17 protein-coding genes are annotated in these 13670 nt (G+C 70.3%); 10 read left to right on the forward strand and 7 right to left on the reverse strand.

The annotated features are described in order from the left end of the window. The first annotated feature begins 159 nt into the window (after positions 1–159). Positions 160–861 carry a class III extradiol ring-cleavage dioxygenase family protein gene (locus ACYQ78_RS00540; protein ID WP_459798622.1) on the forward strand — a complete coding sequence of 234 codons (702 nt, stop codon included), beginning with the start codon at positions 160–162 and terminating at the stop codon, positions 859–861. Here ACYQ78_RS00540 and ACYQ78_RS00545 read toward each other — a convergent pair. Next, positions 789–1706 carry a ribonuclease Z gene (locus ACYQ78_RS00545; RefSeq protein WP_459798623.1) on the reverse strand — a complete coding sequence of 306 codons (918 nt, stop codon included), beginning with the start codon at positions 1704–1706 and terminating at the stop codon, positions 789–791. The genes ACYQ78_RS00540 and ACYQ78_RS00545 overlap by 73 nt on opposite strands. Before the next feature lie 54 nt (positions 1707–1760). Between ACYQ78_RS00545 and ACYQ78_RS00550 the strand changes: the two genes are divergently transcribed. Then, entirely contained in the window at positions 1761–2207 is a 447-nt protein-coding gene (locus ACYQ78_RS00550) for an SMI1/KNR4 family protein (protein WP_459798624.1), read from the forward strand. Between the two features lie 10 nt (positions 2208–2217). Further along, positions 2218–2826, forward strand: a complete 609-nt coding sequence (locus ACYQ78_RS00555; RefSeq protein ID WP_459798625.1) for a methylated-DNA--[protein]-cysteine S-methyltransferase — start codon at positions 2218–2220, stop codon at positions 2824–2826. 101 nt (positions 2827–2927) lie between these two features. Here the strand turns inward: ACYQ78_RS00555 and ACYQ78_RS00560 are convergent, their stop codons facing one another. Both ACYQ78_RS00560 and ACYQ78_RS00565 read right to left on the reverse strand, forming a co-directional pair. After that, complete coding sequence (locus ACYQ78_RS00560; RefSeq protein WP_459798626.1) at positions 2928–3188, reverse strand: antitoxin; 261 nt, start codon at positions 3186–3188, stop codon at positions 2928–2930. Between the two features lie 11 nt (positions 3189–3199). Then, on the reverse strand, positions 3200–3427 hold the full coding sequence (locus ACYQ78_RS00565; protein ID WP_459798627.1) for an antitoxin: 228 nt from the start codon (positions 3425–3427) through the stop codon (positions 3200–3202). A gap of 40 nt (positions 3428–3467) precedes the next feature. Between ACYQ78_RS00565 and miaA the strand changes: the two genes are divergently transcribed. Both miaA and dapF read left to right on the forward strand, forming a co-directional pair. Further along, the gene (gene miaA / locus ACYQ78_RS00570) at positions 3468–4373 is read left to right on the forward strand and encodes a tRNA (adenosine(37)-N6)-dimethylallyltransferase MiaA (protein ID WP_459798628.1); all 906 of its coding nucleotides are present in this window, start codon (positions 3468–3470) and stop codon (positions 4371–4373) included. Further along, entirely contained in the window at positions 4361–5167 is an 807-nt protein-coding gene (gene dapF, locus ACYQ78_RS00575; RefSeq protein ID WP_459798629.1) for a diaminopimelate epimerase, read from the forward strand. Before miaA ends, dapF begins: the two co-directional genes overlap by 13 nt. A gap of 7 nt (positions 5168–5174) precedes the next feature. On the opposite strand, the gene ACYQ78_RS00580 is transcribed toward dapF, so the two are convergent. After that, positions 5175–5747 carry an HD domain-containing protein gene (locus tag ACYQ78_RS00580; RefSeq protein ID WP_459798630.1) on the reverse strand — a complete coding sequence of 191 codons (573 nt, stop codon included), beginning with the start codon at positions 5745–5747 and terminating at the stop codon, positions 5175–5177. A 71-nt stretch (positions 5748–5818) separates the two neighbouring features. Here ACYQ78_RS00580 and ACYQ78_RS00585 point away from each other — a divergent pair, with 71 nt between their 5' ends. The 5 genes from ACYQ78_RS00585 to ACYQ78_RS00605 all read left to right on the forward strand — a co-directional run bounded on the left by ACYQ78_RS00585 (position 5819) and on the right by ACYQ78_RS00605 (position 11476). After that, entirely contained in the window at positions 5819–6763 is a 945-nt protein-coding gene (locus ACYQ78_RS00585) for a GlxA family transcriptional regulator (protein ID WP_459798631.1), read from the forward strand. A 37-nt stretch (positions 6764–6800) separates the two neighbouring features. Next, positions 6801–7535: an SCO6745 family protein gene (locus ACYQ78_RS00590; protein WP_459798632.1), complete on the forward strand. Its 735-nt coding sequence runs from the start codon at positions 6801–6803 to the stop codon at positions 7533–7535. A 58-nt stretch (positions 7536–7593) separates the two neighbouring features. Beyond that, complete coding sequence (locus ACYQ78_RS00595; RefSeq protein WP_459798633.1) at positions 7594–9879, forward strand: tetratricopeptide repeat protein; 2286 nt, start codon at positions 7594–7596, stop codon at positions 9877–9879. A 25-nt stretch (positions 9880–9904) separates the two neighbouring features. Then, the gene (locus ACYQ78_RS00600) at positions 9905–10666 is read left to right on the forward strand and encodes an SDR family NAD(P)-dependent oxidoreductase (RefSeq protein ID WP_459798634.1); all 762 of its coding nucleotides are present in this window, start codon (positions 9905–9907) and stop codon (positions 10664–10666) included. A 69-nt stretch (positions 10667–10735) separates the two neighbouring features. Then, complete coding sequence (locus ACYQ78_RS00605; RefSeq protein WP_459798635.1) at positions 10736–11476, forward strand: HNH endonuclease family protein; 741 nt, start codon at positions 10736–10738, stop codon at positions 11474–11476. Positions 11477–11479: 3 nt separating this feature from the next. Here ACYQ78_RS00605 and ACYQ78_RS00610 read toward each other — a convergent pair whose 3' ends face one another. The 3 genes from ACYQ78_RS00610 to ACYQ78_RS00620 are packed head-to-tail and all read right to left on the reverse strand — an operon-like array spanning position 11480 to position 13669. After that, the gene (locus ACYQ78_RS00610; protein WP_459798636.1) at positions 11480–11695 is read right to left on the reverse strand and encodes a DUF2277 domain-containing protein; all 216 of its coding nucleotides are present in this window, start codon (positions 11693–11695) and stop codon (positions 11480–11482) included. A gap of 10 nt (positions 11696–11705) precedes the next feature. After that, positions 11706–12446 (reverse strand): IclR family transcriptional regulator, encoded by a 741-nt coding sequence (locus ACYQ78_RS00615; RefSeq protein WP_459798637.1) that lies wholly within the window; start codon positions 12444–12446, stop codon positions 11706–11708. Next, on the reverse strand, positions 12443–13669 hold the full coding sequence (locus tag ACYQ78_RS00620; protein ID WP_459798638.1) for a (Fe-S)-binding protein: 1227 nt from the start codon (positions 13667–13669) through the stop codon (positions 12443–12445). Before ACYQ78_RS00620 ends, ACYQ78_RS00615 begins: the two co-directional genes overlap by 4 nt. Between the last annotated feature and the right edge of the window lies 1 nt (position 13670).

Consider the following 13670-nt stretch of genomic DNA (forward strand, 5'->3'; position numbering starts at 1 on the left):
GTGTTCGACTCAGACCGATGTTGCGGGCGCGATGAAGTTCGGCGAGCTCATCGGCCGGTGAGGTGGAAAGCGGCCCGAGCCGGGTCGGTGTCGCATTGAGTGTTGAGTCTGGGAAGTGATCGGGGCCGATGGACTGATCAGCGGTGGATACGCTGGGGCGTGCTCGTCGCCGCTGCCGTGTGCCCGAATCCACCGCTGATCGTTCCCTCTCTCGCGGGGGCCGCGTCGGCTGAGCTCGATCCCCTCAGGGCCGCCTGTTTCGCGGCCGTCGAGGTGCTCCACTCTGCTTCGCCCGACCTGATCGCGGTCGTAGGGGGCGCCGAGAATGGACGCGCCTACCCCCCTTCCGCCGCTGGGACGTTGCGGCCGTGGGGTGGCGACGTGACGGTCGGGAGCGGGGTGCCGGTGCTGCCGCTGTCGCTGACGATCGGGCGGTGGTTGCTGTCCTCCTCCGAGGTGCCGCTCCATCTCGAATCCGTTCGGTACGACGCCACTCCCGATGCCTGCCGCGACCTCGGGTCACGGGTGGGGGAGCTGGCCGGGCGCGTGGCGCTGCTCGTGATGGGCGACGGGTCGGCCCGGCTGACCGAGAAGTCGCCGGGCTACCTGCATCCGGGCGCCGTGGCCTATTCGGATCGGGTGGTCTCCGCCCTCGTCGAAGGGCGGGCCGCCACGCTCGATCCGGCCGAGGCCGAAGAACAGTGGGCGGCTGGGCGGGCGGCCTTCCAGACGCTGCCCGACCGGCCTCTCGACCTGCTCTACTCGGACGCCCCCTACGGGGTGGCCTACTACGTCGCCGCGGCCCGTTTCGGGACCGGGACGCGCATCAGGTCTCTGGCCACCACGATGTCGCCCGAATAGGCCTTTGCGGCCTCCTCGCCGAAGCGGCGCTCGTCGTCGTGGACGTAACGCTCGGAGAAGTGGGTCAGCACGAGTTTCCGCACGCCCGCCGCCGCCGCGACCTGACCGGCCTGGGCGGCGGTGAGGTGGCCGTACTCATGGGCGATGGTCGCCTCCGACGACAGGAACGTCGACTCGATGACCAGCAGGTCGACGCCCTCGGCCAGGGCGTGGACGTTGTCGCACATCCGCGTGTCCATGACGAACGCCATGCTCTGGCCCAGACGGGGTTCGCTGACCTGGTCGAGGGTGACCTCGCCGAGGCGGCCCTCACGCTGGATCTCGCCCACCTTGGCGCCGCTGATGCCGTACCGGGACAGTTCCGACGGGATCATCCGGCGGCCCGACGGCTCGTCGAGACGGTAGCCGTAGGCGTCGACCGGGTGGGACAGCGGGCGGGCGGTCAGGGTGAGCCCGGGGAGCGGCAGGGTCATGACGTCGCCCTTGGCCGGGTGGGGGGTGATCGTCGCGGTGTCGGCGAAGGCGGTGGCGTGGCGCAGGCGCAGCCAGTAGTCCTCGCCGCTGGCGGGATAGACGGCGCCGACCTCGTGGGGCACGCCGTCGCGGGAGATCCGCTGGATGATCCCCGGGAGGCCGAGACTGTGGTCGCCGTGGAAGTGGGTGACGCAGATCCACGTGAGGTCGTGGGCGCTGACCCCGGCCAGCCGCATCTGCCGCTGGGTGCCTTCGCCGGGGTCGAAGAGGACGCCCTGGTCGTCCCAGCGCAGGAAGTAGCCGTTGTGGTTGCGCGACCGCGTCGGCACCGCACTCGACGTGCCGAGAACGATCAGCTCACGGTTGGACATCGCAACATGGTAGGAGGTCCGGTTCTGTCGGTGGTCCGGGCTAGGGTCCGTGGGGTGAGGCATGACTGGGCGCTGATACTCGAAGGACACACCCGGGGAACCGCCGATGTGACGGCCCTGGAGGCGCGCCTGGGGGTCGCGCTGCCGCCGAGCTATCGGTCGTTGCTGCTGGTGAGCGACGGGATCGACGAGATGCTGTGGCCGGCGGCCGAGGTGGGCTGGGTGCGCGAGGTGAGCCCGGAGCGCGTCGTCGGCGCGTCCGGCTACGAGATCCCCCCTCCCGGTGACCCGCTTCTCTCCTACGATCCCGCGCGGTCCGAAGACGACATCCCACCCGACTACATGCCGGCGATGCTCCAGATCGGCGACTACGACGGCGAGATCCTGCTGAACCCTCTCGTCCAGAACGACGAGGGGGAATGGGAGGCCTTTCATCTGGGGTCGTGGCGGGGGGAAGTCCTCCGTGCACCGTCATTCCGGGATCTGTGGGACGACCTGTGAGGAGGCCGTTGTGGGGCTGAGTTTCGTGTCCGTGCAGACCGACGTCGGTCTCGTCGTGGCCGCGGTGACCCCGGAAGGGGTGGTGGCCACCTCGTTCGAGGACACTCCGGAGTTCCGTGAGCGCGTCCGAGAGCGGATGCGACCTTTTCTGGACGATCTGGCGCCCGACTCCGGCGATGAGGCTCTTGGTGATGCCGGTGGCGCGTCAGACGCGCATGACCGAGGCGAGTCGTCCGGTGATCGACTGGGCCGCTCCGAGGCCGCTGTTCGTGATGACGTCGGGAGTCAGCTCGCCGCCTATTTCGCCGGTGAGCTGAAGGAGTTCACGATGCCCATCGACTGGCGGCTGATGTCCAAGACGCAGCGGCGGGTGCTGGGGTTGCTGTTCGAGAGCGTGCCCTATGGGCAGGCGGTGACTTATGGCGATCTGGCCAACGAGACCGGGATTCCGGCGCGGGCCATCGGGTCGATCATGGGGAGCAACCCGATCCCGATCATCGTGCCGTGTCACCGGGTCGTGGCCGGTGGCGGGCTCGGCGGGTTCTCCGGGGGTACTGGCGTCGAGTCGAAGAGGTGGCTGCTGACCATGGAAGGGCATCTTCCGCCGACGCTCTTCTGAGGGAGGTGCGTCGACCCTTTCACGTGGCTTGTGGCGCGTGTCGTACACCCCCCGAGGGGCCGCCCGCCCCTCGCTTTTGAGGGCGGGCGGAGTGGAGGAGCCTAGTCCGGTTTGCCGTCGATCTTGTCGGCGGCGTTTCTGGCGGAGCCCGCGGTTCGGTTGATCTGGTCGCGGTACTTGCCCTTGGTCATTTCGTCGGCCTTGCGTGCCGCGGTGTCGATGCCGCTCTTCACGGAATCCTCCACCTTGTCACGGAAGCCGTCCTGCTCGGTTCCGGGCATGCGCTGGGGCCGAGGTGACGTGGTGGCGGAATGGGTGTGATGTCCGCCGAACATGTCCCTGACCTTGTCGAAGAACGACATCAGAGTTCCCCCTACCGCTGGTCGTCGATCTTGTCGGCCGCTTCCTTGGCCTTGTCGGCGACCTTGTCGATCTTGTCGTCGTATTTGCCGCCGGTCTTGTGCCGGGCGGCTTCCGAGGCCTTGTCGACGCCCTTCTTGGCGGCGTCCTCCACCTTGTCGGAGTGCTCGCCGAGCTTGTCCTTGGCCTTGTCGAACATGGACATGTCGTATCCCCCGATCGTGACGCTGACGGGCGCCACTCGTCTCATTGTTACCCGGGAGCCTGTGACACTGGAGGGCGTGGGGCAGCTACCAGTCATCGCCGTCGTGGGGCCCACGGCGGCCGGAAAGTCCGATCTCGCCGTGGAATTGGCGATCCGCCTCGGCGGCGAGGCGGTGAACGCCGACTCGATGCAGCTTTACCGAGGAATGGATATCGGTACGGCCAAATTGACCATCCCCGAACGAAAAGGTGTGACCCACCATTTGTTCGACATCTGGGACGTCGATCAGACGGCCAGCGTCGCCGAATACCAGCGGGTCGCCCGCTCTGTGATCGACGGACTGCTGGTCAGAGAGGTCACCCCGGTGATCGTGGGAGGTTCGGGGCTGTACGTCCGGGCGATCCTCGACGATCTCGAGTTCCCCGGCACCGACTCCGCGATCCGGGCTCGCCTGGAAGAGGAACTGGCCGAGAAGGGCGTCGCGCCCCTCTACGCCCGGCTGCGGGTCGAAGATCCGGTGGCCGCCGCCGCGATCCTGCCCAGCAACGGCCGCCGGGTGGTGCGGGCGCTGGAGGTCATCGAGCTGTCCGGACGGCCCTTCTCGGCCACCATGCCGTCGTATGAGTCGGTGTATCCCTCCGTACAGATCGGACTGCAGATTCCCCGGCCGGTGCTCGACGAGCGCATCGAGGTCCGGGTTCACCGCATGTGGGCGGCCGGTTTCGTGGAAGAGACACGGAAACTGCACGAGGCCGGTCTCGGCACGACCGCGGCGCGGGCGCTCGGATACGCGCAGGTGATCAAATACCTCGACGGCGAGTGGAGCGAGGAACAGGCCGTCGACGAGACGATCAGGGCGACGCGGCGCTTCGCCCGGCGCCAGGAGTCGTGGTTCCGCCGCGATCCGCGGGTGGTCTGGCTGCCCTACGACGCCCCGGACCTGCCTGCTCAAGCGATTAGAGTTGTGTCATGCGCTTCGTGAAGGGTCATGGGACCGAAAATGACTTCGTCCTGCTTCCCGACCCGGAGGGGCGTCTCGACCTTCCCGCCCCACTTGTCGCCCAGATCTGCGACCGCCGGGCCGGAATCGGCGGCGACGGCGTGCTCCACGTGGTGCCGACCAAGCTGGTCCCCGAGGTGGAGTCCCAGGCGGCCGACGCCGAGTGGTTCATGGACTACCGCAACGCCGACGGCAGCCTCGCCGAGATGTGCGGCAACGGCACCCGCGTGTTCGCCCGCTACCTGGTCGACGCCGGTCTGGCCGAACCCGGCGAGTTCGGGGTGGCCACCCGTGCGGGCGTCCGCAAGGTGCGCCTCGGCGCGACCGGTGACGTGCAGGTCGACATGGGCAGGCCGGTCGTCTCCGGCGAGAGCCGCACGGTCCTGAACGGGCGCGAATACCGCGGCCTGCGGGTCAACGTCGGCAACCCCCACCTGGCCTGCGTCATCACCGACCCGGTGACCGAGCTCGACCTGTCCGCCCAGCCCTCCTTCGACCGCCACGCCTTTCCCGAGGGGGTCAACATCGAGTTGATCAACCCGATCGGCGACCACTCGGTGTCGATGCGCGTCTACGAACGCGGCTCCGGCGAAACCCGCTCCTGCGGCACCGGCGCGGTCGCCACGGCGGTCGCGGCGGCGCACATGGCGGGGGAGCAGGAGGGCGTCTGGTCCGTCCGCGTCCTCGGCGGCACCCTGACGATCACCCTCGACGCCGAGACCAGCTACCTGGCGGGCCCGGCCGAACTGGTCGCCAGCGGCGACTACCACGGCTGAACCTCTCTTAAAGGCGCTGCCTGAGGAGTTCGGCGGCGATGGAGTAGGGCGGAGCCGCCGATGGGGATCGTCGGGCGTGGGTGACGATGGCGTCCGGGATCGAGGTGTCGTCGGGCGGCTTCGGGTAGGCGGCGCGGACGGGGGCCAGCAGCTCGGGTGGGAGGCCGGTCGCGCGGCCGGCGTCGGTGAAGACCGCCTTGTGGGTCAGATAGGTCAGCAGGCCCATGCGTTCGGCCAGGCCCATTGAGGTGTGGAGGGCGATGGCCTCCCACACTCGGGCTATGTCCGCTTCGGCGACTCCGTGGTCGGACAGCAGGGCGGCCGCCAGGTCGGCGCCTTCGATCTCGAATCTGGTCTTTCCGGGAGCCAAGCTGCCGAGGCCGAGGTCGTGGAGCAGGGTCGCGGCGAAGAGGAGGTCCTCGTCGTAGGCCGCGTCGGTCAGGCACCCCTCATGGGCGGCGATCAGCCGGGCGAAGTGGAAGCTGCGCAGGCTGTGGTCTTCGATGGGCCGGTTCTCCAACGTGCGCAGGAGGGTGAGGGCCGCGTCGGCCAGGGCGCCGACCGGCAGCGAGAGGTTCATGTGCCGACCGTAGAAGTGAGCCGTACTGGGCGAACAGTGGCCCGGAGGTCAACCGTCGCTAGGATCGGGCCATGCATCGCGTCGTGGTCCTGGCGCTGCCCGGCGTCCTCCCGCTGGAGCTCGGCATCGCGGCCCAGATCTTCAGCTCCGACCCCCACTACGATCTGACCGTCGTCTCCCCTCACCGGCGTCAGACGGTCGCGGGGTCGGTGTTCGCGGTCACCGGGACGTCCACGCTGGAGGTCTGTGAGAGTGCCGGCACGGTGATCGTGCCTGGCTACGAGGACCTCGACATGAGGATCCCGGGCGAGGTGCTCGCCGCACTGCGGGCCGCGCATGCCCGGGGTGCCCGGATCGTCTCCATCTGTTCCGGGGCGTTCGCGCTCGCCGCCGCCGGGTTGCTCGACGGGCGGCCGGTCACCACCCACTGGCAGGTCTCGGCCGAACTTCGGCGGAGGTATCCGGCGGTCGACGTACAGAAGGATCGGCTTTTCATCGACGACGGCGACATCCTGACCTCGGCGGGGGTCACGGCCGGCATCGACCTGTGCCTGCACCTCATCCGCGCCGACCACGGCGCGGCCGCCGCGAACGCGCGGGCGCGGGCGCTGGTCGCGCCGCCTCGGCGGGGCGGTGACCAGGCACAATATGTCGAGCGGCTGCGGGCGGAACCGGGGGGTGGGGAGCTCGAAGGGCTGCGGGTGTGGTTGCGGGGCAACCTCGCCGAGGCGGTCACCGTCGACGGGCTCGCCGAGCGGGCTCACATGTCGCGGCGCACCTTCGTTCGGAGGTTCCGGGAGGAGACCGGCACCTCGCCCATGTCGTGGCTGATCGACGCGCGTCTCGACCGGGCGCGGGAGCTGCTGGAGACGACCGACGAGCCGATCGAGCGCATCGGCGGGCTCACCGGGCTCGGGAATCCGGCCTCCGTGCGGGCCGCCTTCCATCGCCGGCTGGGGACCTCGCCGCAGGAGTATCGCGCGGTGTTCCGGGATAAATCCCCACTCGATCGCTAGGTTGCAGAATATTGTTCTGTATTCCATTCTGGCCGACATGTACAAGAAGGCGATCGGCTCGCTCGGCGGCAGGTTCATGATCTCCCGGGAGGTCAGGGCGCTCTGTGAGGAGACCGGGCTGGGGCGGTGGGAGATGTACTTCCGCGGCCGCTGTGGTGTCCTCGGTGAGGTCGACGCTGAGGTCGTCGTCGCCGTCGCGCTCTTCTTCGAGCCCGGCTTCGTGCGCGCGCAGTGGGAATCCGGCCGGTCGCTTCCGGCGGAGAAGGCCGCTTTCCTGTACGCCCAGGCGTGCGCGAACTGGGGCCGCCGCAACCTGGCCTTCGACGGCGCCGGGCGGCTGGCCGACCTGCTCACCAAGGCCACGTCGGCGGCGTCGCCGCTGGCCGCGCCGCTGTTCGCCGGATGGCGGGCGCTGCCGCTCCCCGAAGACGCGCCGGCCCGCGCGGCCCACGCGCTCCAGGTCGCCAGGGAGCACCGTGGGGCCATGCACTCCATCGCCGTGGCCGCCGGGCTGATCGACCCCCTCATGGCCACCCTCGTCGGCAGCGAGGAGTCGGGGGCGCCGCGCACCGCCGCCAGCACTGCCGAGGTCGCCAGGTTTCTGTCGTGGCCCGAGCCCTATCCCGTACCGGCCGAGGAGGACGTGGAGAAGCGCGCCCGCGCCGAGGAGCTGACCGACGTGCTGGTCGCGCCCGCATACTCCGTGCTCACCGGCGGGGAGGCCGAGGAGCTGGGTGAGCTGCTCCGGGAGGCGGAAGCCAGTGTGAAATAGTGCGCGCAGCCGTGCGGACGTTTGGGGCAGCCCTGGTGACCTGGCAGACTGGCTGCCCATGGACGTGGACATCTGGTCATGGGTCGGCGGCACCCAGCGGCAACTGCACGAAGCGGGAAATGTCGGACTGGCGATGGCGCTGGGCGACGTTCCGGCGCAGGCCCTCGAAGGCCGCTACGGCCAGCTCGACGTCGTGGCTCCGGCGATCGCGCAGCAGGCGGAGACCATGGAGCAGCCCTGGCTTGAACTCTTCGCCCGTTATTGGCATCTGATCGGCCGGGTCGGTGACCGCGCGAACGGCTCGGTGGCCATCGACGACGCCCGTGAGCTGGTCGGTTTCGCCGCCCGCGGCGACGTGGCCGACTGCCCGGCGGCCTCCTGCGCCGTCGAGGTGCTGGCGATCGCCCAGGCCAACACCGACGGGCCCGGTTACGCCGACGAGCGGCTCGGGTCGCTCGGGCGCGCGCTGCAGACGGTGGGTCCCGACTCGCTCGCCTTCTCGGGGCTGACCACTCAATATGTGCTGGCACTGCTCGACGCGGGCAAGCCCGCCGAGGCCGTCGCCTACGCCGAGGCGGCCGTCGAGCGGCTGCGCGGCGCCGGGCGCGAGGCGTCGTGGGAGCTCGCCGCGATGTCGGCCCGCGCGCTGCTGGCGACCGGCCGCGCGCAGGACGCGCTCAACGCGCTCCACGCAGCCAACGGCTTCAAGCCCGACGACCCGGTCTCCAAGGGCCGCCGCGAGGGCATCCTGCACTCGCGCATCCTGGTCGAGATCGGCCAGACCCAGCACGCCGTCGAGTCGCTGCCCGACCTCGACGTCGTCGGTGAGCACCCGCGCGACTGGGTCGAGTGGGCGCAGGTCGTCTTCAAGCTCGCCGAGCAGGACGCCATCCAGAACTCGTGGCAGCTCGGCCGGATCGTCCGTCAGTGGATGAGCTACTTCGAGACCATGGGCTCCCCGCGGGCCCGCGTCGAGCTGGCGTTCACCGGCGCCCGGCTGGCGCTGCGCCGCAACGGCGTCTGGCAGGCGCGGCTGCTCGCCGACCTCGCCGAGGCGGCCTCCCGTGAGCTGAAGTCGTCCGAGGGCGTCGCCGAGCGGATCGCCGCGCTGCGCGCCGAGTGCGACGCCGCCGTCGAGACGCCCGCGCCCGGCCCGCAAGACGAGCTGGTCGCCTACTTCGACGCCGCCGACGGCCGCACCGCCGACCCCGAGCGCTGGGTCGGCTGGCTCTGGCCCCTTTCGGGCAAGGACCTGGAGGCCACCCGCCGCCACACCACGACGCTGGGCTTCCTCGGCTACGCCCCCACGGGCGCCGACGTCTACTGGCAGATGGCCGCCGTCGAGGGCGACCCGGCCGAGGCCGACCTCGAAGACATCGCCTACCTGACCGGCCTCCTCATCGAGGCCGAGCAGGACGAACGCGTCCACGACCTCGCGGGCCGCCTCAAGGCGCCCAGCTCCCACCTGGCGCTGGCGCGCCTCCACCGGGCGCGTGAGCGCTGGGAGGAGACCGCCGACGAGGGCGAGAAGGCCGCCAAGGGTGGCGCCGGTCTCGAGGCGCTGCGCCTGTGGTCGGGCGCCGTGCAGCAGCTCGGCGACAACGTCCGGGCCGCCGAGATCCTCCGTCCGATCATCGACGGTGAGGTCCAGGGCGAGGAAGAGGACATCTGGCGCGTGATCGTGCTGGCCACGGCCGCCGAAGACTGGGTGACCGTCCGCAAGGGCGCCGCCAAGCTGGGCATGCCGATCCAGTCGACCGAGGGTCCGATCGAGGAGGAGTGGCACCTCATCCGGACCATCCTCCCCGCGCCCGACGGCAGCCAGCGTGAGGTCCTCGCGGTCCGCACCGGCCCGGCTACGGCCCGGCTGGCGATCCCGCAGCCGCGCGGCATGGAGTACAACGCCGGCGACATCGTCGTCATCGACCCGCGCCCGCTGGAGCCGGTCCCCGAGTCCGACGAGGAGAAGGAGAACTTCGTCATCCCGTTCGCCGGGGTCACGATGCTCCGTCCGGGCGGCTACACGAGCTGGTTCTTCGACGGCGCGGCCCCCACCGACGAGGAGTGGGCCGAGTTCGACGAGCTGATGGCCGAGCGCGGCTGGCCGATGTGGGTCTACTCCGACAAGGGCTACGAGGTCACCCACCCCGGCACCGGCGAGCAGCTGCCGGGCGTGTTCGGCTGGATCGCGATCCCGCCGGACGCCAGTGCGGTCGAGCTCGACGCCGTCCTCGACGACGTGACCGAGACGTGGGTCCACCCGCTGGCCTGGCTCGACCTGGCCCGCGAGGTCGGCGTCGAGGCCGAGCGCCACGAGCACATCGTGAAGGAGTACGGCCTCTAGAACTTGGTTCGGTAGTGTGGCGGCCGTGATTCTCGAACGTTTTCGTCTGGACGGGAAAGTCGCGGTCGTCACCGGAGCCTCGTCCGGCCTGGGTGTCGCTTTCGCGCGCGGGCTGGCCGAGGCCGGAGCCGACGTCGCCATCGGGGCACGCCGGGCCGAACGCCTGGAGGAGACACGGCGGCTGGTCGAGGAGACCGGCCGCCGTTGCGTTGCCGTCCCCACCGACGTGACCTCACCCGATGACTGCGCCCGCCTGGCCGCCGCGGCCGTCGAGGAGCTGGGCTCGGTCGACATCCTGATCAACAACGCCGGGGTCGGGACGGCGGTGCCGGCGCTCAAGGAGAACCCCGACGACTTCCGGGCCGTCGTCGACGTCAACCTGAACGGCGCCTACTTCATGGCGCAGGCGTGCGCCCGGGTGATGCGGCCGGGGTCGTCGATCGTGAACATCGGGAGCATCCTGGGCGAGACGACCGGCGGGCTGCCGCAGGCGGCCTATTCGGCGTCCAAGGCGGCGATCACCGGGCTGACCAGGGATCTCGCCCAGCAGTGGACGGGCCGCAAGGGGATCAGGGTGAACTGCCTGGAGCCGGGGTTCTTCGCCTCGGAGATGACCGAGCAGTATCCGGCCAGCTATCTGGAGACGATGCTCAAGATCCGCGTTCCGGCCGGCCGGGTGGGGGAGGCGGAGGAACTGGTCTGCGCGGCCATCTTCCTGGCCTCCGACGCGGGGTCGTACGTGACGGGCGCCGTCCTCCCGGTCGACGGCGGAATCCTGATCACATGACCTCTTAAAGCCCGAAATTTGGGCATTTGCTATACCTGGGCAGGAGATTCCATGACCTGGGGGTGAGCGGTGCTGCGCAAGATGGGCGCCGGGTTCGTGCTGGCCGGATTACTCGTGTCGGGCTGTGGGGCGATCGACGCGGCGTCGCCTCCGGGTGACTCGGGTGGGGGCGGGGCGTCGTCCGGGACCAACCCCCTCGACAACCCCGAGGGCACCAAACCCGGGCTGGCCGTGATCGACTCCAAGGCCGATCTCAAGGACGCCCGTGAGCTGATCGGCAAGGTCGAGACCAAGGGGCGCGGCCCGAAGACCGGCTACGACCGCGACGAGTTCGGCTACGCGTGGGCCGACAACGCCGACGACGTCCCCCTCGCGCGCAACGGCTGCGACACCCGCAACGACCTGCTGCAACGGGACGGCGAGGACCTCGAGTTCCGGAGCGGCTCCGACTGCGTGGTCGTGGCGATGACCCTGGACGACCCGTACACGGGGAAGACGATCGACTTCCGGAAAGAGGACGCCTCGGAGGTCCAGATCGACCATGTGATCCCGCTGTCGTACAGCTGGCAGATGGGCTCCTCGCGCTGGAGCGACGCCGAGCGCAAGCGGCTGGCCAACGACCCGCTGAACCTGCTCCCGGTCGACGGGTCGACCAACTCCTCGAAGAGCGACTCGGGCCCCGCGTCGTGGTTACCGCCGGTGCGGCAGATCCGCTGCTCCTACGTCGTCAGGTTCGCCCAGGTCGCGCTGAAGTACGACCTTCCGGTCACCACGGCCGACAAGGACATCATGCTGACGCAGTGTGCCTGACTGTTACGCTTTCGCGCCCCTGACCTCCAAAGCGGCCAGCAGTTTCGCGCTGGCGGCGGTGATCTCGGCGACGGCCGCGTTGAAGGCGGCCTCGTTGTGGGCCGCCGGGGCGCGGAAGCCGCTGATCTTGCGGACGTATTGGAGCGCGGCCGCCTCGACGTCGTTCTCGGTCACGTCTTCGGTGAACGGCGGGCGGAGGGTTTTGATGCTTCGGCACATGCCGTCAACCCTAACCTCGGGCTCCGAAGACCTCCGCGCCGAAGTCGTCGGCGATCTTCCGCAGGCCCCGGGCCAGCTCGTCGCGGTCGAGGGCGGAGATCCGCTCGGACGGGCCGGAGACCGACATCGCCGCGACCACCCGCGAGCCGTCGGCCACCGGAACGGCCAGGCAGTGGACGCCCGACTCCTCCTCGCCCAGGTCCATCGCGTAACCCCGGTGGGCGACCGCCGACAGTTCGGTCATCATCGCCGGGATCGACGTGATGGTCTGGCCGGTGCGCCGGGGCAGGCCGGTGCGTTCGAAGACGGCGGCCGCGTTGGGGTGGTCGGCCAGCAGGACCTTGCCGACCGCCGTGCTGTGGGGGAGCACCCGCCGCCCCACCTCGGCGAACATGCGCAGCCTCCGGGGGGAGGGCACCTGGGCGACGTACACCACGAAGTCGCCTTCGAGGACGGCCATGTTGGCCGTCTCGCCGGACAGTTCCACCATCTTGGTCAGGTAGGGCTCGGCCCAGGCGCCGACCAGCCGCTCGGCCGCGCCGCCGACCCGCACGAGGGCGCCGCCCAGCGCGTAACGGCGGTCGGACTCCTGGCGCACGTAGCCACGGGACAGCAGCGTCTGCAGCAGGCGGTGGATGGTGCCGTAGGGCAGGCCGGTGCGGGCGGCGATCTCCGACAGGCCGGCCTCACCACCGTGGTCGGCGAGGGCTTCGAGGATGTCGAGCGCGCGCTCGACCGACTGGACGCTCACCGCACCGCCCCGAGCCCGCGCAGCGAGGCGTCGAGGACCTGGGCGGTGTGGGCGACCGGCATCACCGGGAGCCCCATCCGGCGCATGGCGGCGGTGATCTGCATGGTGCACCCGGGGTTGGCGGAGACGAGCAGGTCGGCGCCGGTTTCGTCGACCCGGCTCGCCTTGCGTTCGCCGAGGTCGCGGGCGGCGACGGGCTGGAACAGGTTGTAGGTTCCGGCCGACCCGCAGCAGATCGCCGACTCGGAGATCTCCCGCACCTTCAGGTCGGGGATCTCACCGAGGAGTTCACGAGGTTGCGACCGCACCCCCTGAGCATGGGCCAGGTGGCAGGCGTCGTGGTAGGCCACCGTCACCGGCAGCGGATGCCGCACCGCCACCGGGCCCAGTTCGACCAGGAACTCGGCCAGGTCGCGCACCTTCAGGCATTCGGCCCGGCGCTGCCAGCCGGGGTCGTCGGCCAGCACGTCGGCGTAGTCCTTCATCGACGACCCGCATCCGGCGGCGTTGACCACGACGGTGTCGACCCCGGCCTTCTCGAACGTCTCGATGGTCCGCCGGGCGAACTTGTGGGCGTCGTACCCGGAGTGGAGGGACAGCGCACCGCAGCACCCCTGGCCGGGCGGGATGACGACGTCGCACCCCTCCATCGCCAGCACCCGGGCGGTGGCCCGGTTCACGTCGGGGAAGAACGCCCCCTGCACGCAGCCGGTCAGCAGGCCGACCCGGGCTCGCCGCCGTCCTCGCGCGCGGACGAGCGGAGGCAGCACCCGGGTCCGCGACCTGGGCGGGGTCAGCTCGGCCAGCGCGCCCAGCGTGGGGTGCACGCGTTCGAGGAACGGCGCCAGACGGCGGTTCAGGCGGGTGAACGGCTTGATCAGCCGCAGCCGCCGGGGATAGGGGAACAGGCCGAACACCAGCGCGCGGACCGCCCGGTCGGCGGGCGCCCGGGAGTGCTCGCGTTCGACGACCGGCCGGGTGTGCTCGATGAGCTTGTCGTACTGCACCCCCGAAGGGCACGCCGTCACGCACGCCATGCAGCCGAGGCAGGCGTCGAAGTGGCCCGCCATCTCGGGCGACATCGGGGCGCCCTGGTTGTGCTGGGCCATCAGGTGGATGCGGCCGCGAGGGGAGTCCATCTCCTCGCCCCACAGCACGTAGGTCGGGCACGTCGGCAGGCAGAACCCGCAGTGCACGCAGTCCTTGATGAGCTCTGGGTCCATC

It is taken from the genome of Herbidospora sp. RD11066 (assembly GCF_054661255.1).